This is a genomic window from Mycobacterium sp. 663a-19 (assembly GCF_035616495.1).
Taxonomy (GTDB): Bacteria; Actinomycetota; Actinomycetes; order Mycobacteriales; family Mycobacteriaceae; genus Mycobacterium.
The window spans coordinates 23,315-40,784 of the sequence record NZ_JAPJAV010000001.1 but is presented as its reverse complement, the minus strand read 5'-3'; the positions used below and the strand labels follow the sequence as shown (position 1 = coordinate 40,784).

Below are 17,470 nucleotides of genomic sequence, written 5' to 3'. Positions count from 1 at the left end.
GTCTTGTGAGCGGCCCCTTATCCGGAGAGGTTGAAGTTACCCGACGCGCCGTAGACGGCGAGCGAGATGAACAAAGTGATGACGACGACGACGATCAGCGATGTCCGCACCGCCTGGCCGACCGCGATGCCGACGCCGACCGGCCCGCCGTGCGCGTTGTAGCCGTAATAGGTGTGGACGAGCATCACCGCGATGGACATGACGATCGCCTGCAGGAACGACCACAGTAGGTCGGACGGTATGAGGAACGTATTGAAGTAGTGGTCGTAAAGCCCCTTGGACTGCCCGTTGATGTACACCGTGGTGAAGCGGGCGGCGAAGAACGCGGCGAGCACCGACAGCGAATACAGCGGGACGATCGCGATGAGGCCGGCGATCAGCCGAGTGGACACCAGGTAGGAAACCGAGTGCACCGCCATGCATTCGACGGCGTCGATCTCCTCGGACACCCGCATGGCACCCAATTGGGCGGTGGCGCCGGCGCCGATGGTGGCCGCCAACGCGATGCCCGCGATCACCGGGGCGACGACGCGCACGTTGAGGAACGCCGACAGGAACCCGGTCAGCGCCTCGATGCCGATGTTGCCCAGCGACGAATAGCCCTGCACGGCGATGACGCCGCCGGAGGCCAGCGTCAGGAAGGCCGCGACCCCGACCGTGCCGCCGATCATGACGAGAGCGCCTGCGCCCAGCGTCATCTCGGCGATGTTGCGGATCGTCTCCCTGCGGTACCGGGTGAGCGCGTTGGGGACGTAGCGCAGGGTTTGGCCGTAGAACAACGCCTGCTCACCGAAGTCGTCGACCGGCCCCTGCAGCACCCTCGACACCGCGTTGCGCAACCGGTAAGTCACGTCGTAGCTCATCGGTTGCTCACTCGTCCCGTCACTTCGCCGTGATCCGCACGCCGATGGCGGTCATCACCACGTTGATGACGAACAGGCAGATGAACGCGTACACGACGGTTTCGTTGACGGCGTTGCCGACGCCCTTGGGCCCACCCTTGACCGTCAGGCCGCGGTAACACCCGACGAGCCCGGCCATCACGCCGAACAGCAGCGCCTTGACCTCGGCGAGCACCAGCTCGCGCAGCCCGGTGAGCACGGTCAGCCCGTTGATGAACGCGCCCGGGTTGACGCCCTGAAGAAAGACGGAGAACACGTAACCGCCGGACAAGCCGATGGCGCACACCAGCCCGTTGAGCAGCAGCGCGACCACGGTGGACGCCAAAACCCTTGGCACGACGAGCCGTTGGATCGGGTCGATGCCCAGCACCCGCATCGCGTCGATCTCCTCGCGGATGGTGCGGGCACCCAGGTCGGCGCAGATCGCCGTGGCGCCGGCGCCGGCCACGACGAGCACGGTCACCACCGGGCCCAGCTGGGTGATGGTGCCGAACGCCGTTCCGGCGCCCGACAAGTCGGCCGCACCGATCTCACGCAGCAGGATGTTGAGGGTGAACGCCACCAGGACGGTGAAGGGGATGGACACCAGCAGCGTGGGGACCAGCGACACGCGGGCGATCATCCACGTCTGGTCCAGGAACTCGCCGAATTGGAAGGGCCGCCGGAAAGCCGCGCGGCCCGTGTCGATCATCATTTCGAAGAAGCCGCCGACGGCGCGAGCCGGGACCGCAAGTTGTTGCCTCAACTTACGCACCCCCCTCTGCTGCTCGCGGCGAAGCCTACGTTTCGCCTTAGCGCGGCCTTCGGACACAAGCGGCTCGGTGTGAGCCGGATCATATTAACTCAGAAGAAGTTCACCGTGTCAATGAACGGCATTTCTCTATCCAAAGCGTTAATTTGTCCAGGTCAGGCCGTTGCACCGTAATCAATCTGACACATGTTCTACTCGCCGATTTCCCCCCGTGAACTCCCCCGGCATCGTTATTGCTCCATCAGTCCGACCGCGGAAAAATTCTTTTCCGGATCACGGCCAGCAAAGTAATTCCGCAGTGTGGCGCTGAGTTGGGCGGGGTCCCATTCCGCGCCCTCGGCGATGAACCTGTGCTCCGCGGTCGGCGCCGCGACCAGCGTCACCTGCGGGCCGTAAACGATGAACACCTGGCCGTTGACTTCCGCGGCCGCGGGCGAGGACAGGAACTGGACCAGGCGCACCACGTGCTCCGGCGACAGCGGGTCGATGGCGCCTTCCTCTATATCTGGTGCGGCGCCGAACACGTCGGCCGTCATCGCGGTGCGGGCCCGCGGGCAGATCGCGTTGGCGCACACCCCATAGCGGCCCAGCGCCCGGGCGGCCGTCAGGGTGAGCGAGATGATGCCCGCCTTGGCGGCCCCGTAGTTGGCCTGCCCCACCGGGCCCACCAGGCCGGCCTCGGACGCGGTGTTGACGATCCGGCCGAAGACCGACCCGCCCGCGTCCTTGGCCTTGGCGCGCCAGTAGGCGGCGGCGTTGCGGGTCAGCAGGAAGTGGCCGCGCAGGTGCACCGCGATGACCAGGTCCCATTCCTCGTCGGACATGTTGAACAGCATCCGGTCGCGGGTGATCCCGGCGTTGTTGACCACGATGTCCAGCCCGCCCAGCCCGTCGGCGCAGCCGATCAGCTCGTCGGCGGTGGCGCGCTGGCTGACGTCCCCGGCGACGGCGACGGCCTTGGTCCCCGCGGAGTTGATCTCGTCGACCACGTCGGAGGCGTCCAGCGCCGAGGCGATGTCGTTGACGACGACGGTGGCGCCGAGCCGGGCCAGGCCGAGCGCCTCGGCGCGCCCCAGGCCCGCGGCCGCACCGGTGACCACCGCGACCTTTCCGGACAGATCGGTCGCGTTCGTGCTGCTAGTCAATTTATGAATACCTCTAGTTTCGGTGGCCGGCCGCTAGTCCTCGCGCAGCAGTGCGGCGCGCGGGCATTCGGCGATCGCCTGCTCGGCCAGCTGCTCCCGGTCGGGCGGAATCGGATCGGTCTTCACGACGGCGTAGTCCTCATCGTCCAGCTCGAAGATGTCCGGCGCGATTCCCATGCACACCGCGTTACCTTCACACCGGTCACGATCCACGATCACCCGCACGGCACCCTCCTTGAACCTGGCCTTCAACCTGAGCACACGCCCTATCGGTATGTAGCTCCACCATAGGGCCCCGGTACGTCTGGCGAAACGGTCGCTGGATTCCAAGACTAGAACGTGTTACAACCGGGGAGACGAACGGGTGGCCGTTGGTCGACGACGCTTAACCGAAGGACGGCTGGAATGCGCATCAGTTACACCCCTGAACAGGAGGAGCTGCGTCGCGAGCTGCGGTCGTACTTCAGCACGCTGATGACCCCGGAGCGCCGCGAGGCGCTGAGCTCGACGCAGGGCGAAATCGGCGTCGGCAACGTCTACCGGGAGACCGTCGCGCAGATGGGCAAGGACGGCTGGCTCACCCTGAACTGGCCCAAGGAGTACGGCGGCCAGGATCGGTCCCCGATGGACTCGCTGATCTTCACCGACGAGGCCGCCATCGCCGGCGCCCCGGTGCCGTTTTTGACCATCAACAGCGTGGCGCCGACGATCATGGCGTTCGGCACCGACGAGCAGAAGAAGTTCTTCTTGCCCAAGATCGCCGCGGGCGACCTGCACTTCTCCATCGGCTACTCCGAGCCCGGCGCCGGCACCGACCTGGCCAACCTGCGCACCACCGCGGTGCGCGACGGCGACGACTATGTGGTCAACGGCCAGAAGATGTGGACCAGCCTGATCCAGTACGCCGACTACGTCTGGTTGGCGGTGCGCACCAACACCGAGGCGAAAAAGCACCGCGGCATCTCGGTGCTGATCGTCCCGACGACCGCCGACGGCTTCTCCTGGACGCCGGTGCACACCATGGCCGGCCCCGACACCAGCGCCACCTATTACTCCGACGTGCGGGTGCCGGTGACCAACCTGGTCGGCGAGGAGAACGGCGGCTGGAAGCTGGTGACCAACCAGCTCAACCACGAACGCGTCGCCCTGGTGTCGGCGCAACCCATCATCGTGGCCCTGCGCGAGGTCCGCGAGTGGGCGCAGCACACCAAGGACGACGGCGGGGCCCGGCTCATCGACTCGGAGTGGGTGCAGCTCAACCTGGCCCGGGTGCACGCCAAGGCCGAGGTGCTCAAGCTGATCAACTGGGAACTCGCGTCGTCGGACAGCGACTCGCTGGGGCCGGCCGACGCGTCGGCGGCCAAGGTGTTCGGCACCGAGCTGGCCACCGAGGCCTACCGGCTGCTGATGGAGGTCTTGGGCACCGCGGCAACGCTGCGTCCGGACTCGCCCGGCGCGCTGTTGCGCGGCCGGGTCGAGCGGATGCACCGGGCGTGCCTGATCCTGACGTTCGGGGGCGGCACCAACGAAGTGCAGCGCGACATCATCGGGATGGTCGCGCTGGGATTGCCCCGGGCCAGCCGCTGAGTTAAGGACGACATTCATGGATTTCAGGACAACCGAAGCGGCGAACGACCTCGGCGGGCTGGTCGACACCATCGTGGACGCGGTGTGCACACCGGAGCACCAGCGCGAGTTGGACGGGCTCGACCAGCGGTTCGACCGCGAGCTGTGGCGCAAGCTCATCGAGGCCGACATCCTGACCAGCGCCGCGCCGGCGTCGCTGGGCGGCGACGGTTTCGGGGTGCTCGAGCAAACCGCCGTGCTGGTCGCGCTGGGCCACCAGCTGGCCGCGGTGCCCTACCTGGACTCGGTCGTCCTGGGCGCCGGGGCGCTGGCGCGGTTCGGCTCCGAGGAATTGCAGCAGGGCTGGGGCGCGCCGGCGGTCGCCGGCGAGAAGATCCTCACCGTCGCCCTCGCCGGCGAGATGGGTGAGGGGCCGGTGCAGGCCGCCCCCGCGGGGGACGGCTACCGTCTCACCGGCACCCGCACCCAGGTTGGCTTCGGCCCGGTCGCGGACGCCTTCCTGGTTCCCGCCCAAACCGATTCCGGCGCAGCCGTTTTCCTGGTCGCCGCCGACGACCCGGGCGTGACGGTGACCGCGCTGCAGACCACGGGCCTGGGCAGCGCGGGCCACCTGGCGCTGGACGGGACCGAGGTCGCCGGCGGCCGGAAGGTCGGCGGCGCCGAGACCGTGGCCTGGCTCGAGACGCTTGCCACCCTGGGCCGCACCGCGTTTCAGCTCGGCGTGCTCGAGCGGGGATTGCAGATGACCGCCGAATACGCGCGCACCCGCGAGCAGTTCGACCGCCCGATCGGCAGCTTCCAGGCGGTCGGGCAGCGGCTGGCCGACGGCTACATCGACGTCAAGGGGCTGCGGCTGACGCTCACCCAGGCGGCGTGGCGGGTCTCGGAGGATCTGCCCGCCGACGTCGACGTGGCCAGCGCCGCGTTCTGGGCCGCCGACGCCGGCCATCGGGTGGCGCACACCATCGTGCACGTGCACGGCGGCGTCGGCGTCGACACCGATCACCCGGTGCATCGCTACTTCCTGGCCGCCAAGGAGACCGAGTTCGCGCTCGGCGGCGCGACCGGGCAGCTGCGTCGCATCGGCCGTGAACTGGCGGAAACCCCTGCTTAGCGGCGCAACCGACCGCACGGTCACCGAACTGCTGGTGCCGCTGGCCGAGATCGACGACCGCGGCGTCCACTTCGAGGATTCGTTCACCAGCTGGCGCGACCACCTCCGGCACGGCGCCGCGATCGCGGCGACCCTGCGCGAACGCCTCGACCCGGCACGGCCACCGCACGTCGGCGTCTTGCTGGAGAACACGCCGTTCTTCTCGGCGATGCTGGTGGCGGCCGGCATGTCGGGCATCGTGCCGGTGGGCCTCAACCCGGTGCGCCGCGGCGAGGCGCTGGCCCGCGACATCGCCCGGGCCGATTGCCAGCTGGTGCTGGCCGACACGAAATCGGCCGTCACGCTGGGCGATATCGAGCACCTGAACGTCGATTCCGCCGACTGGGCCGACGAGGTGGGCGCGCATCGGGACGCCGAGGTGCGTTTTCGCTCCGCCTCGTCCGCCGACCTGTTCATGCTGATCTTCACGTCGGGCACCAGCGGTGACCCCAAGGCGGTGAAGTGCAGCCACGGCAAGGTCGCGATCGCCGGCGTGACGATGACGCAGCGCTTCGGCCTGGGCCGCGACGACGTCTGCTACGTGTCGATGCCGCTGTTCCATTCCAACGCGGTGCTGGTGGGCTGGGCGGTGGCGGCCGCGTGCCAGGGGTCAATCGCGTTGCGGCGCAAGTTCTCTGCGTCGAACTTCCTGGCCGACGTCCGTCGTTACGGCGCCACCTACGCCAACTACGTGGGCAAGCCGCTGTCGTATGTGCTGGCCACCCCCGAGCGGCCCGACGATGCGGACAACCCGCTGCGGGCGGTGTACGGCAACGAGGGCGTGCCCGCCGACGTCGAGCGCTTCGGCCGCCGGTTCGGGTGTGTCGTGCAGGACGGGTTCGGTTCCACCGAGGGCGGTGTGGCGATCGCCCGCACCCCCGACACCCCGCCGGGCGCGTTGGGCCCGCTCACCGAGGGCCTGGACATCGTCGACCCCGACACCGGCGAGCCGTGCCCGGTCGGGGTGGTCGGCGAGCTGGTCAACACCGCGGGGTCGGGCCGTTTCGAGGGGTACTACAACGACGAGGCCGCCGAGGCCGAGCGGATGGCGGGCGGGATCTACCACAGTGGCGACCTCGCCTACCGCGACGAGGCCGGCTACGCCTACTTTGCTGGGAGACTTGGCGATTGGATGCGGGTCGACGGCGAGAACCTCGGCGCGGCTCCGATCGAGCGGGTGCTGCTGCGCTATCCTGATGCGGCCGAGGTGGCGGTCTATGCGGTGCCCGATCCGGTCGTCGGTGACCAGGTGATGGCGGCGTTGGTGCTGGCGCCCGGCACCGAGTTCGACCCGGAGAAATTCCGGGCCTTCCTGGCCGAACAACCGGACTTAGGACCCAAGCAGTGGCCGTCGTACGTCAGGGTCTGCGCACAGCTGCCGCGCACGGTGACCTTCAAGGTCCTCAAGCGGCAGTTGGCGTCCGAGGGCGTCGAGTGCGGCGAACCGGTGTGGCCGATCCGCCGGTAGGCACATGACGTCCCGACCCCTCGAGCTCGCGCTCGAAGCGAGTTTCGACCAGCTTGCCGCCGCGGTGCCGGGCAGCGTCGGCATCGCGATCGCCCGCCCGGACCGGACGTATTCACTGGGCCGGTGGTGGTCCGGTGTCGCCTGGTCGACGATCAAGGTGCCGTTGGCGATCGCGGCGCTGCGCAGCGACTGGTTGCGCGCCAAGGACCTTGCCGTGAAGGCCATCACCGAATCCGACAACCGCGCGTCCGAGCAGTTGTGGTCCGGTCTGGGCGATCCGGCGGACGCGGCGCGGCAGGTGCAGGGCGTCATCGCCGAGGGCGGTGACACCGCCACCGTGGTGGAATCGCGCCGGCTTCGCCGCGGTTACACCGCATTTGGGCAGACCGAGTGGACCCTGCAGCGCCAGGCGCGGTTCGCCGCCGAGCTGGCGTCCATCCCCGATTCGGCCGACGTCGTCGACATGATGCGGCGCCTCACCGCCGGCCAGCGGTGGGGGCTGGCCGCCAAAGGCCTTGCCGCAAAAGGCGGTTGGGGACCGGGGGTAAACGGTGACTACCTGGTACGGCAGTTCGGGATCGTGCCCACACCGTCCGGGGAGTGGGGCGTGGCGCTGGCCGCCGAGGTCTCCGACGGGGTGTTCGAGACGGGCGTGGAGGTTCTCGACGCCCTGGCCGACTGGCTGCTGAGCCGGCTCCCCGGGCTAGCGCGTTATTGACGGGACGACCGCGTCGATCAGGTGCGGCCCGGGTTCGGCGAAGGCCGCCCGCAGCGCGTCGGCGAGCTCCTCCGCGGTGGTGGCGCGGCGGGCGGGAACTCCCATGCCCTCGCTGATCTTGACGAAATCCATTGTCGGCCTTGACAAGTCGAGTAGGTCGAGCGCCCGAGGGCCTGGGGCCGACCCGGCGCCCACCCGCGCCAGCTCGATCTGCAGGATGTCGTAGGCGCTGTTGTCGTAGAGGACGGTGGTCACGTCGAGGTTTTCCCGCGCCTGGGTCCACAGGCCCGAGATCGTGTACATGGCCGACCCGTCGGACTCCAGGCACAGCACCGGCCGGTCGGGCGCGGCGACCGCGGCACCGACCGCGGTCGGGATGCCGTAGCCGATCGCCCCGCCGGTCAGCGTCAACCAGTCGTGGGCCGGCGCGCCCGCCGTGGCCTGCGGCAGCGGCAGACTCGACGTGGTCGCCTCGTCGACGACGACGGCCCGCTCGGGCAGCAGCGCGCCGATCACGTCGGCCACCGACGCGGCGGTCAGCGCACCGGTCGGCAGCTGCGGGCGCGATGCGGCCGCCGCCGAGGCGACCGTCCCGGGCGCGATCTCGTCGGCCAACGCGGCCAGCGCGTCGGCCGCGCCGGTGTGCCCGGCGAGCGTGTGCACCTCGCAGCCGGCCGGCACCAGGTCGCTGGCCATCCCCGGGTAGGCGAAGAAGGACACCGGCGACCTGGCGCCGGCCAGCACCAGATGCTTGGCGCCGTTGAGCTGCGCGGTGGCGGCCTCGGCGAAGTACGCGAGCCGGTCGACGGCCGGCACGCCCGCGCCGCGCTCGAGCCGCGTCGGGAACGTCTCGCACAGCAAGCGCGCCCCGGTCGCCTCGGCGATCCGCGCGGCCGCGGACAGCCCGGGTCCGCGGGTGGCGTCCCCGCCCACCATGATCACCGTGGGCTCGCCCGACCGCAGCACCTGCAGCACCCCGGGCGCCGGAGTCGGGTCGACGCCCGCGGGCGGCGCGGGGGTCAGCTCGGCGACCTCGGCCCCGTCGGACCACGACGCGTCCGCGGGCAGGATCAGGGTCGCGACGCAGGGGCCGGACCGGCTGGCGGCGATCGCGGCGGCGGCGTCGGCCGCGACGTCGCCGGCCGCCGCCGTGCGGCGCACCCAGCCCGAGACGGTGCCGGCGAGCGCGTCGATGTCGGATTCCAGTGGCGCGTCGTACTTCTTGTGGTAGGTGGCGTGGTCGCCGACGACGACCACGACCGGCACCCCGGCGCGGCGGGCGTTGTGCAGGTTGGCCAGGCCGTTGCCCAGCCCGGGGCCCAGGTGCAGCAGCACCGCCGCCGGCCGGCCGGCCATGCGGGCGTACCCGTCGGCCGCGCCGGTGGCCACGCCCTCGAAGAGGGCCAGCACACCGCGCATCCCGGGCACCGTGTCCAGTGCGGCGACGAAGTGCATCTCCGACGTGCCCGGGTTGGCGAAACACACCTCGACGCCGCCGTCGACCAGGGTGTTGATCAGGGCCTGAGCACCGTTCACGAGTGTGCCTCCAGTCTGAAAACGCGCCCGGCGTTGCCGTGCAGGAAATCGTGGCGGGCCTCGTCGGTCAGCCCCAGTTCGTCCAGGCCGGCCAGGGCGTGCGCGGGGGCGATCATCGGGTAGTTGGTGCCGAACAGGACTTTCCGTTGTCCCGTACCGGTTTTCATGAACCTGATGAGCTCTTGCGGCAGCCGTTTGATCGTGTACGCGGACGTGTCGATGTACACGTTCTCGTGTTTGCGGGCGACCGCGACCATCTCCTCGGTCCACGGGTAGCCGACATGCCCGCACACGATGACCAGCTCCGGAAAGTCGAGGGCGACCTGGTCGATGTACGGGATGGGGCGCCCGGTCTCCGACGGTCGCAGCGGGCCGGTGTGGCCGACCTGGGTGCAGAACGGCACGCCGCGCTCCACGCACTCGGCGAACAGCGGGTAGTAGCGGCGATCGGTGGGCGGCGCGTTCCACAGCCAGGGCACCACCCGCAGCCCCACGAAGCCGCCGTCGCGCACGCGGCCCCGCAACTCGCGGATCGCTTCCATCGGGCGATCGAGATCGACGGCGGCCAGCCCCGCAAACCGGTTCGGGTGCAACCGAATCCACTCGGCGACCTCGTCGTTGGAAACCAGGTCCTGTCCGTTCGGCCCGCGCCACGCGCTGAGCAGGCCCAGGTCGACGCCGGCGGCGTCCATCGCCGCGATGGTCGCCTCGATCGGGATGTCGGCGTCCGGAATGGAGCCGCCCGTCCAGCGCCGCAGCGAGGCCAGCATGTCGCTGCGCAGGAACCGCACGGTCGGATGCTGCATCCACACGTCGATCGTCATCGAGGTCTGACACTAGCCCGCCGGGGTCAAGCGGCCAGCGCGGCCCGGGCGGCGGTCTCCGTCTGCCGCGCGTAGCCGCCGCCGAACAGCACCACGTGCGCCAGCAGCGGAAAGAGCTGGTGCAGCCCAATCCGGTTGCGCCAGCCGGGTTTCAGCGATCGCACCTCCTGGTAGCCGGCGAGGACGGTGTCGAGGTGCGGGCAGCCGAACAGCGCGAGCATCGCCAGGTCGGTCTCGCGGTGACCCGCGTGCGCGGCCGGGTCGATCAGCACCACCCCGCCGGGCGTCCACATCACGTTGCCGCTCCACAGGTCGCCGTGCAGCCGGGCCGGCCCGTCGTCGTCGTCGAAGTCGCCCGCCCGGCAACGCGCCGCGACGGAGTCGATCGCGTCGCGCGCGGAAGCCTCCAGCCGCGGCGCCGCGCGCTCGGCCATCGGGGCCAGCCGCTCCGCGGCGTAGAACTCGCCCCAGCTGCGGTGCCGCCGCAGCGACATCGGCAGCGGCTGCGACAACGGCCCGAAGAACCCCGGCCCGTCCCAGCCGTCGGGGCCCGCGCCGAACGCCGCGGCCCCCGCATCGTGCGTGACGGCCAGCCGGTTGCCGAACACGCGCGCCGCCGCCGGGCTCGGGGCCGCCGACTCGAGCCGCCGCAGGGTCAGGCTCGTCGCATCGAAGGTGACGACCTGGGCGCAGGGCACCCCGCCGTCGACGCTGGAAAGCCAACGCAACCCCGCGGCCTCCCAACCGAAGAAGCCGGCAGGCGCTCCGGGCTGGTGCTTGACGAAGTCGGTCACACCGTCCGGCGGCTCAGGCGGTCGCGTGGGCGGCGTGCACGTCGTCGGCGGGCCGCGCCTCTGTCTGTTCCTTGGCCCAGCGGTAGTCGGGTTTGCCGGCCGGCGAACGCTTGACCTCGTCGACGAGCCAAAGGCTGCGTGGCACTTTGTATCCGGCGATCTCGGAGCGCACGAAGCTGTCCAGCTCCGCCAGCGTCGGCCGCGCCCCCGGCCGGGCCTGCACGACGGCGGCCACATGCTGACCGTAACGGGGATCGGGCACCCCGACCACCAACGCGTCGAAGACGTCGGGATGCGCCTTGAGCGCGGCCTCGACCTCCTCGGGGTAGATCTTCTCGCCGCCGCTGTTGATCGACACCGAACCGCGGCCCAGCATGGTGACCGTGCCGTCCTCCTCGACCTGGGCGTAGTCGCCCGGGATGGCGTAGCGGACGCCGTTGATAACGCGGAAGGTCTGCCGGGTTTTTTCTTCGTCCTTGTAGTAGCCGACCGGGATGTTGCCCTTCTTGGCGATGAAGCCGCGCACCCCCGAGCCGGGCTTGACCTCGTTGCCGTCCTCGTCGAGGACGACGGTGCGGTGATCGATCGTCACCCGCGGGCCGCTGCTGTGCGGCGCGTCCTTGGTGACGATGCTGGTGCCCCCGAAGCCGGTCTCCGACGAGCCGATGGAATCGGTGATGACCCGGTTGGGCAGCAGCTCCAGCAGCTTCTCCTTGATGCTCGGCGAGAACAGCGCCGCGGTGCTGGCCAGCAGGAACAGCGACGACAGGTCGTACTCGTCCGGGTGGGCCAGCAGCGCGTCGAGCAGCGGCCGGGCCATGGCGTCACCCGTGAAGAACAACAGGTTCACCTTGTGTTCGTGGATCGTGCGCCACACCTCTTCGGCATTGAATTCCGGTGCGAGAACGGTGGTTTGGCCCGCGAAGAGCGACATCCACGTGGAGGATTGGGTGGCGCCGTGGATCATCGGCGGAATTGGGTACCGGATCATCGGCGGGTTCTCGGTGGCGGCCTTGGCCAGGTCGTACTCGTCCTTGACGAATTCGCCTGTGGCGAAGTCGGTTCCGCCGAACAGCACCCGGTAGATGTCCTCGTGGCGCCACATCACGCCCTTCGGGAACCCGGTGGTGCCGCCGGTGTAGAGCAGGTAGATGTCGTCGGGGCTGCGCTCGCCGAAGTCACGCTCTGGCGAGCCCTGCGCGATCGCGGAGTGGAACTCGACGCCGCCGTAGCGCTGGTAGTCGTTGTCGCTCCCGTCCTCGACGACCAGGATCGTGTTGACGTTGGGGGTGTCCGGCAGCACGTTGGCGACGCGGTCGGAGTACTGGCGCTCGTGGACGAGCGCGACCATGTCGGAGTTGTCGAACAGGTAGCGCAGCTCGCCCTCGACGTAGCGGTAGTTGACGTTCACCAGGATGGCGCCCGCCTTGACGATGCCGAGCATCGCGATGACGATCTCGTTGCGGTTGCGGCAGTACAGCCCGACCTTGTCGTCCTTCTTGACGCCCCGATCCAGCAGGTAATGCGCGAGGCGGTTGGCCTTCTCCTCAAGTTGGGCGTAGGTCAGCTTCTCATCGCCGCAGATGAGGGCGACACGGTCGGGCACAGCGTCGATGGCGTGCTCGGCGAGATCGGCAATATTCAGGGCCACGGACCCAAACTAGAACGTGTTACATTTCTTGACAAGCTCAGTAAGGAAGGCGGGGACTGTGAGCGAACCCGAAAACCAACCCGACGCGCTGGTCGAGCAGCGCGGTCACACCCTGATCGTCACGCTGAACAGGCCGCACGCCCGCAACGCGCTGAGCACCGAAATGATGGAAATCATGGTGCAGGCCTGGGACCGCGTCGACGAGGACGACGACATCCGGTGCTGCATCCTGACCGGGGCCGGGGGCTACTTCTGCGCGGGCATGGACCTCAAGACAGCAACGAAACGGCCACCTGGTGAATCTTTTAGGGACGGTAGCTACGACCCGTCGCGTATCGACGCCCTGCTGAAGGGGCGCCGGCTGACCAAACCGCTGATCGCCGCCGTCGAGGGCCCCGCGATCGCCGGGGGCACCGAGATCCTGCAGGGCACCGACATCCGGGTCGCCGGCGAGAGCGCCAAGTTCGGCATCTCGGAGGCCAAGTGGAGCCTGTATCCGATGGGCGGCTCGGCCGTGCGGCTGGTGCGGCAGATCCCCTACACGGTCGCGTGCGACCTGCTGCTGACCGGCCGCCACATCACCGCCGCCGAGGCCAAGGAGATGGGCTTGATCGGGTACGTCGTCCCCGACGGCCAGGCGCTGACGAAGGCCCTCGAGATCGCGGACGTGATCGCGGCGAACGGGCCGCTGGCCGTGCAGGCGATCCTGCGGGCGATCCGCGAGACCGAGGGCCTGAACGAGAACGACGCGTTCAAGATCGACACCCAGATCGGCATCAAGGTGTTCATGTCCGACGACGCCAAGGAGGGCCCGCGCGCGTTCGCCGAGAAGCGCAAGCCCCAATTCAAGAACCGCTAGCCGCTAGCCGCGGGCCGCTGACGCGGCCGGTCCCTCTCGCGCCGCCCCTCCCTCTCCGCCCCTCGAACCGCCCCTCCCTCTCCGCCGAGCGTGAAACTGTTGCGATTTCCGGGCGCGTTTTTCGCAACAGCTTCACTTTCGCCGATGTGTCAGTCGCATCGGGCACACTCCCGCGCATGGATGAGCCATTTGTCGGTAGCGAGGCCGTCGCATCCGGTCGTGTGACGCCATACGCATTGCGCAGCCGATACGTTGCCATCCATCGCGACGTCTTCGTTCCGCGTGACGCCGACGTCACCGCGGTGGTCCGGGCGAAGGCGGCATGGTTGTGGTCTCGGCGACGGGGCGTGCTGGCCGGCCGCTCCGCTTCGGCATTGCACGGCGCCAAATGGGTCGACGCCCATCGCCCTGCGGAGATCATCTACGACAATCGCCACGCTCCGTCGACAATCCGAATCTGGTCCGACCGCATCGAAGACGACGAGATCGCGGTGCTCCACGGCATGCAAGTGACAACGCCGGCGCGGACCGCCCTCGACCTGGCCTGCCGCCACCCGACCGGTGAGGCAGTCGCCGCCATCGATTCGCTTGCCCGCGCAACACACCTCAAGATGGCCGACGTCGAGCTGCTCGCCGAGCGGTACAAGGGCCGCCGCGGCATCCGGCGTGCCCGCGTCGCGCTGCCGCTCGTCGACCCGGACGCCGAATCACCACGCGAGACATGGCTGCGGCTGTTGCTGATCCGCGCGGGCTTCCCGCCGCCGCAGACTCAGATCCCGGTCTACGACGGATACGGCCAACTGGTCGCCGTCGTCGACATGGGTTGGGAGCACATCAAGTTGGGCGTCGACTACGAAGGCGACCACCATTGGATGGATCGAAGGCGGTTCAACCACGACATCTGGCGTGCGGAAGCACTGACCGAGCTCGGCTGGATCGACATTCGGGTGACGGCCGAGGACACCGAGGGCGGCATCATCGCTCGGGTATCAGCGGCGTGGGCGCGCCGAGAGTGAAACTGTTGCGAATCCGCGGCGGATTTTTCGCAACAGTTTCACTCTCGGCGCAGCAGGGACGGCTAGCCCAGCGGCGCGCTCGGGGTGAACGCCACCGGCATCTTCTCCAGGCCCGACACGAAGTTCGCCGGGCGCAGCGGCAGCTCGGCATCCGACGCCAAGCGCATGTCCGGAAGGCGCTGCAGCAGGCGTGTCTGCATGATCGACAGCTCCAAACGGGCGAGCTGGTTGCCGAGGCAGAAGTGTGTCCCGAAGCCGAAGGCGAGGTGGTTGTTCGGGTACCGCTCGATGTCGAAGCTCTCGGGATCCTTGAACACCTTTTCGTCGAAGTTCGCCGACTCGAACAGCAGGATCATCTTCTCGCCCTGGCGCAGCGCGGTGCCGTGGAACTCGGTGTCGGCGGTGATGGTGCGGGCCATGTTCTTCACCGGCGCGGTCCAGCGCAGCATCTCCTCGATGGCGTTGGGCAGCAGGCCGAGGTCGGCGACCAGCCGCCGGTGCTGATCGGGGTGCAGCAGCAGCTGCCGCGTTCCGCCGGACAGCGTGTGCCGGGTGGTCTCGTCGCCGCCGATCAGCAGCAGCAGGACCTCGGTGACGATCTGGTGGTCCTCCAGCCGCGATCCTTCGACCTCCGCGTGCACCAGGACGCTGACCAGATCGTCGGTCGGCTGCTCCTTGCGGGCCGCGATCATCCCCATCATGTATTCGCTGTAGGCGGCGAAGGCATCCATGGTGACCTGGAAATCCTCTTGCGCCGCGGTGCTGCTCAAGAAGCTGACCAGATCGTCGGACCACCTGAGGAACATCTTGCGTTCCTCCGGGCGCACACCCAGCATGTCGCCGATGACGGCCATCGGCAGGGGCGCGGCGAGGTCCCACACGAAGTCGCACTCGCCGCGTTCGCACACCGCATCGATCAGCGTGTCGCACAGCGAAACGATCTTGGCCTCTTGGTCTTTCACGCGCTTGCGGGTGAAGCCGGAGTTGACGAGCTTGCGGCGCAACAGGTGCTGCGGATCGTCCATCTCGATCATCATCTCGACGCCGTCCTGGTCGGGACGGATGCCGCCGGCATTCGAGAACAACTCGGGGTTGCGCTCCGCCTCGATCACGGCCTGATACGTCGACGCGGCGGCCAGCCCGTTGCGGTCCCGGAAGACCGGCTCGTTCTCCCGCATCCAGCGGTAGACGGCATGGGAGTCACCCGCATAGAACGCGCCGTCGGTCAGGTCGACGTCCGGCCTTGTCATCGTCGTCATGAGATCTCCTGAGCGTCACCGAATGTCATCTGTACGTTGGCAGCCGAGCTGGACAGCATCGCGCGCTTCGGAAGGCCCAGCGACGCCAGCTCTTTCGCATAGGGGTGATCGCCCAGCCGGACGCGCACTCCCCCAAGCCGGTTGCGCACCCCGTCCAGCGTGTGTTCGAAGGAGGTCTCGCGGGTGATGCCGTCGCGGTGCGAGTAGCTGCGCTGAGCTTGCGTGCGCGGGGTGAGCCGAAACGGCAGGCCGCGGCGGAATTCCATGTCGATCACCAGTTGACCGTCGACAGTGCAATCGAACCCGAACCGACCGCCGTCGCGAACGGTGAAGTCCGCCATGACCTTCGGGTAGCCCCAGATCTTGGTCCCCGCCTCCAGCGTGAACGGCTGGTCGACGGGCAGATGGTGGATGAAGGCGCCGGCGGTCTGCAGGGCACGTGGACCGCTCGCCGTCGACCCGGGCGGATTGACCATCACGCTGGTGCCGAATTCGTGGTACTGGCCCAGGTCGCCGTCGATGTAGTGCATCAACATCAGGACGACGATCGCGCGCCCGGGCAGGTACTGGCACACCCGCAGGCCGCTGTAGTCGATCAGACGCTGCGCGGCGTCGGCGTCCACCGAGAACATCGCCATGTGCTGGGTGGCCTTGCGGATCCGCACCGGCATGGTCAGCACCGTGCCGGCGATGGTGTGCTGCGAGGCTGTCATCCGGTCAATCTAGAACGCGTTCTAACACCCTGGCAAGGACCGCCTAGACCAGGGCGGCCAGCTCGCGTACCTGCTCGGGGGTGCGACCGGACACCACCATCATGGTGACACCGGCGGCCTCCCAGGCCGCGATCTGCTTACGCACGTAGTCGATGTCGCCGACGATCATGGCGTCGTCGACGAGTTCGTCCGGGATGATCGCGGCGGCCTTGTCCTTCTGGTTGCTGCGGAACAGCTTGGTGACCTCCGCGACCACGTCCGCGTAGCCCATCCGCCGGTAGACGTCGGCATGGAAGTTGGTGTCCTCGGCGCCCATGCCGCCCATGTAGAGGGCCAGGTGGGGCTTGATCGCGGCGTGCGCCGCCGCCCGGTCGTCGGTGATGACCACCTGCGCGGTCGCGCAGACCTCGAAGTCCTCCCGGCTGCGGCGGGCGCCGGGCCGCGCGAACCCCTCGTCGAGCCATTCGTTGTACATGTCGGCCATGCGCGGCGTGTAGAAGATGGGCAGCCAGCCGTCGCAGATCTCGGCGGCCAGCGCGACGTTCTTCGGCCCCTCGGCGCCCAGCATGATCGGGATGTCGGCGCGCAGCGGGTGGGTGATGGGCTTGAGCGGCTTGCCGAGTCCGGTTGTCGCGGAGCCCGTTAGCGGCAGCGGGTAGTGGGGGCCGTCGCTGGTCACCGGTTTCTCCCTGGCCCAGACCTGCCGCAGGATGTCGATGTACTCCCGGGTGCGGGCCAGCGGCTTGGGAAACGGCTGGCCGTACCAGCCCTCCACCACCTGCGGGCCGGACACCCCGAGGCCCAGGATGTGCCGGCCGCCGGACAGGTGGTCGAGCGTCAGCGCGGCCATCGCGCACGCCGTCGGGGTGCGCGCGGACAGCTGAACCACCGACGTACCCAGACGCACCCGGCTGGTCGACGAGCCCCACCAGGCCAGCGGCGTGTAGGCGTCGGATCCCCATGCCTCGGCGGTGAACACGGCGTCGAACCCGGCGGCCTCGGCCGCGGCGACGAGCTCTCCGGCGTTCTCGGGCGGCTGAGCGCCCCAGTACCCCAGCTGCAACCCCAGCTTCATGATGTCCGCCTTTCAGCCG

General features: G+C 68.9%; 17 protein-coding genes. 6 read left to right on the top strand and 11 right to left on the bottom strand.

Going from position 1 to position 17,470, the window contains the following annotated elements; genetic code table 11:
* Window positions 1-17: 17 nt before the first annotated feature.
* The 4 genes from OQ968_RS00210 to OQ968_RS00195 all read right to left on the bottom strand — a co-directional run bounded on the left by OQ968_RS00210 (window position 18) and on the right by OQ968_RS00195 (window position 3,023).
* Complete coding sequence (locus OQ968_RS00210; protein ID WP_324673504.1) at window positions 18-863, bottom strand: ABC transporter permease; 846 nt, start codon at window positions 861-863, stop codon at window positions 18-20.
* Window positions 864-882: 19 nt separating this feature from the next.
* Entirely contained in the window at window positions 883-1,647 is a 765-nt protein-coding gene (locus tag OQ968_RS00205; RefSeq protein ID WP_324673502.1) for an ABC transporter permease, read from the bottom strand.
* Window positions 1,648-1,883: 236 nt separating this feature from the next.
* Window positions 1,884-2,798 (bottom strand): 3-oxoacyl-ACP reductase, encoded by a 915-nt coding sequence (locus OQ968_RS00200; protein WP_324673500.1) that lies wholly within the window; start codon window positions 2,796-2,798, stop codon window positions 1,884-1,886.
* Between the two features lie 33 nt (window positions 2,799-2,831).
* The gene (locus tag OQ968_RS00195) at window positions 2,832-3,023 is read right to left on the bottom strand and encodes a ferredoxin (RefSeq protein WP_083137824.1); all 192 of its coding nucleotides are present in this window, start codon (window positions 3,021-3,023) and stop codon (window positions 2,832-2,834) included.
* 180 nt (window positions 3,024-3,203) lie between these two features.
* Here OQ968_RS00195 and OQ968_RS00190 point away from each other — a divergent pair, with 180 nt between their 5' ends.
* Genes OQ968_RS00190 through OQ968_RS00175 form a run of 4 tightly spaced genes read left to right on the top strand, consistent with a single transcriptional unit; the run spans window position 3,204 to window position 7,724 of the window.
* Window positions 3,204-4,385 (top strand): acyl-CoA dehydrogenase, encoded by a 1,182-nt coding sequence (locus OQ968_RS00190; protein WP_324673497.1) that lies wholly within the window; start codon window positions 3,204-3,206, stop codon window positions 4,383-4,385.
* 16 nt (window positions 4,386-4,401) lie between these two features.
* The gene (locus tag OQ968_RS00185) at window positions 4,402-5,499 is read left to right on the top strand and encodes an acyl-CoA dehydrogenase family protein (RefSeq protein ID WP_324673495.1); all 1,098 of its coding nucleotides are present in this window, start codon (window positions 4,402-4,404) and stop codon (window positions 5,497-5,499) included.
* Window positions 5,492-7,006 carry a long-chain-fatty-acid--CoA ligase FadD17 gene (fadD17, locus tag OQ968_RS00180; protein ID WP_324674955.1) on the top strand — a complete coding sequence of 505 codons (1,515 nt, stop codon included), beginning with the start codon at window positions 5,492-5,494 and terminating at the stop codon, window positions 7,004-7,006. The genes OQ968_RS00185 and fadD17 overlap by 8 nt, the downstream gene beginning before the upstream one ends.
* Window positions 7,007-7,010: 4 nt before the next feature.
* Window positions 7,011-7,724, top strand: a complete 714-nt coding sequence (locus OQ968_RS00175; RefSeq protein ID WP_324673492.1) for a serine hydrolase — start codon at window positions 7,011-7,013, stop codon at window positions 7,722-7,724.
* Here OQ968_RS00175 and OQ968_RS00170 read toward each other — a convergent pair.
* The 4 genes from OQ968_RS00170 to OQ968_RS00155 are packed head-to-tail and all read right to left on the bottom strand — an operon-like array spanning window position 7,710 to window position 12,529.
* On the bottom strand, window positions 7,710-9,260 hold the full coding sequence (locus OQ968_RS00170; RefSeq protein WP_324673490.1) for an acetolactate synthase large subunit: 1,551 nt from the start codon (window positions 9,258-9,260) through the stop codon (window positions 7,710-7,712). The genes OQ968_RS00175 and OQ968_RS00170 overlap by 15 nt on opposite strands.
* Window positions 9,257-10,084: an amidohydrolase family protein gene (locus OQ968_RS00165; protein WP_324673488.1), complete on the bottom strand. Its 828-nt coding sequence runs from the start codon at window positions 10,082-10,084 to the stop codon at window positions 9,257-9,259. Before OQ968_RS00165 ends, OQ968_RS00170 begins: the two co-directional genes overlap by 4 nt.
* Before the next feature lie 26 nt (window positions 10,085-10,110).
* Window positions 10,111-10,878 (bottom strand): fructosamine kinase family protein, encoded by a 768-nt coding sequence (locus tag OQ968_RS00160; protein ID WP_324673486.1) that lies wholly within the window; start codon window positions 10,876-10,878, stop codon window positions 10,111-10,113.
* Between the two features lie 13 nt (window positions 10,879-10,891).
* The gene (locus OQ968_RS00155; protein ID WP_324673484.1) at window positions 10,892-12,529 is read right to left on the bottom strand and encodes an acyl-CoA synthetase; all 1,638 of its coding nucleotides are present in this window, start codon (window positions 12,527-12,529) and stop codon (window positions 10,892-10,894) included.
* Window positions 12,530-12,587: 58 nt separating this feature from the next.
* Between OQ968_RS00155 and OQ968_RS00150 the strand changes: the two genes are divergently transcribed.
* A complete protein-coding gene (locus OQ968_RS00150) occupies window positions 12,588-13,388 on the top strand; it encodes a crotonase/enoyl-CoA hydratase family protein (RefSeq protein ID WP_324673482.1) in 801 nt (266 codons plus the stop codon).
* Window positions 13,389-13,564: 176 nt separating this feature from the next.
* Window positions 13,565-14,404 carry a hypothetical protein gene (locus OQ968_RS00145; RefSeq protein ID WP_324673480.1) on the top strand — a complete coding sequence of 280 codons (840 nt, stop codon included), beginning with the start codon at window positions 13,565-13,567 and terminating at the stop codon, window positions 14,402-14,404.
* Between the two features lie 62 nt (window positions 14,405-14,466).
* On the opposite strand, the gene OQ968_RS00140 is transcribed toward OQ968_RS00145, so the two are convergent.
* Genes OQ968_RS00140 through OQ968_RS00130 form a run of 3 tightly spaced genes read right to left on the bottom strand, consistent with a single transcriptional unit; the run spans window position 14,467 to window position 17,451 of the window.
* The gene (locus tag OQ968_RS00140) at window positions 14,467-15,654 is read right to left on the bottom strand and encodes a cytochrome P450 (RefSeq protein WP_324674953.1); all 1,188 of its coding nucleotides are present in this window, start codon (window positions 15,652-15,654) and stop codon (window positions 14,467-14,469) included.
* A gap of 5 nt (window positions 15,655-15,659) precedes the next feature.
* Complete coding sequence (locus tag OQ968_RS00135) at window positions 15,660-16,376, bottom strand: acetoacetate decarboxylase family protein (protein WP_324673478.1); 717 nt, start codon at window positions 16,374-16,376, stop codon at window positions 15,660-15,662.
* 43 nt (window positions 16,377-16,419) lie between these two features.
* Window positions 16,420-17,451, bottom strand: a complete 1,032-nt coding sequence (locus OQ968_RS00130; RefSeq protein WP_324673477.1) for an LLM class F420-dependent oxidoreductase — start codon at window positions 17,449-17,451, stop codon at window positions 16,420-16,422.
* Window positions 17,452-17,470 lie beyond the last annotated feature (19 nt).

What these genes read in the sequence shown, in the direction of transcription:
- OQ968_RS00210 (WP_324673504.1), bottom strand. Translation starts at nt 863, where the DNA reads ATGAGCTACGACGTGACTTACCGGTTGCGCAACGCGGTGTCGAGGGTG.
- OQ968_RS00190 (WP_324673497.1), top strand. Translation starts at nt 3,204, where the DNA reads ATGCGCATCAGTTACACCCCTGAACAGGAGGAGCTGCGTCGCGAGCTG.
- OQ968_RS00185 (WP_324673495.1), top strand. Translation starts at nt 4,402, where the DNA reads ATGGATTTCAGGACAACCGAAGCGGCGAACGACCTCGGCGGGCTGGTC.
- OQ968_RS00175 (WP_324673492.1), top strand. Translation starts at nt 7,011, where the DNA reads ATGACGTCCCGACCCCTCGAGCTCGCGCTCGAAGCGAGTTTCGACCAG.
- OQ968_RS00165 (WP_324673488.1), bottom strand. Translation starts at nt 10,084, where the DNA reads ATGACGATCGACGTGTGGATGCAGCATCCGACCGTGCGGTTCCTGCGC.
- OQ968_RS00145 (WP_324673480.1), top strand. Translation starts at nt 13,565, where the DNA reads ATGGATGAGCCATTTGTCGGTAGCGAGGCCGTCGCATCCGGTCGTGTG.
- OQ968_RS00140 (WP_324674953.1), bottom strand. Translation starts at nt 15,654, where the DNA reads ATGACAAGGCCGGACGTCGACCTGACCGACGGCGCGTTCTATGCGGGT.
- OQ968_RS00135 (WP_324673478.1), bottom strand. Translation starts at nt 16,376, where the DNA reads ATGACAGCCTCGCAGCACACCATCGCCGGCACGGTGCTGACCATGCCG.
- OQ968_RS00130 (WP_324673477.1), bottom strand. Translation starts at nt 17,451, where the DNA reads ATGAAGCTGGGGTTGCAGCTGGGGTACTGGGGCGCTCAGCCGCCCGAG.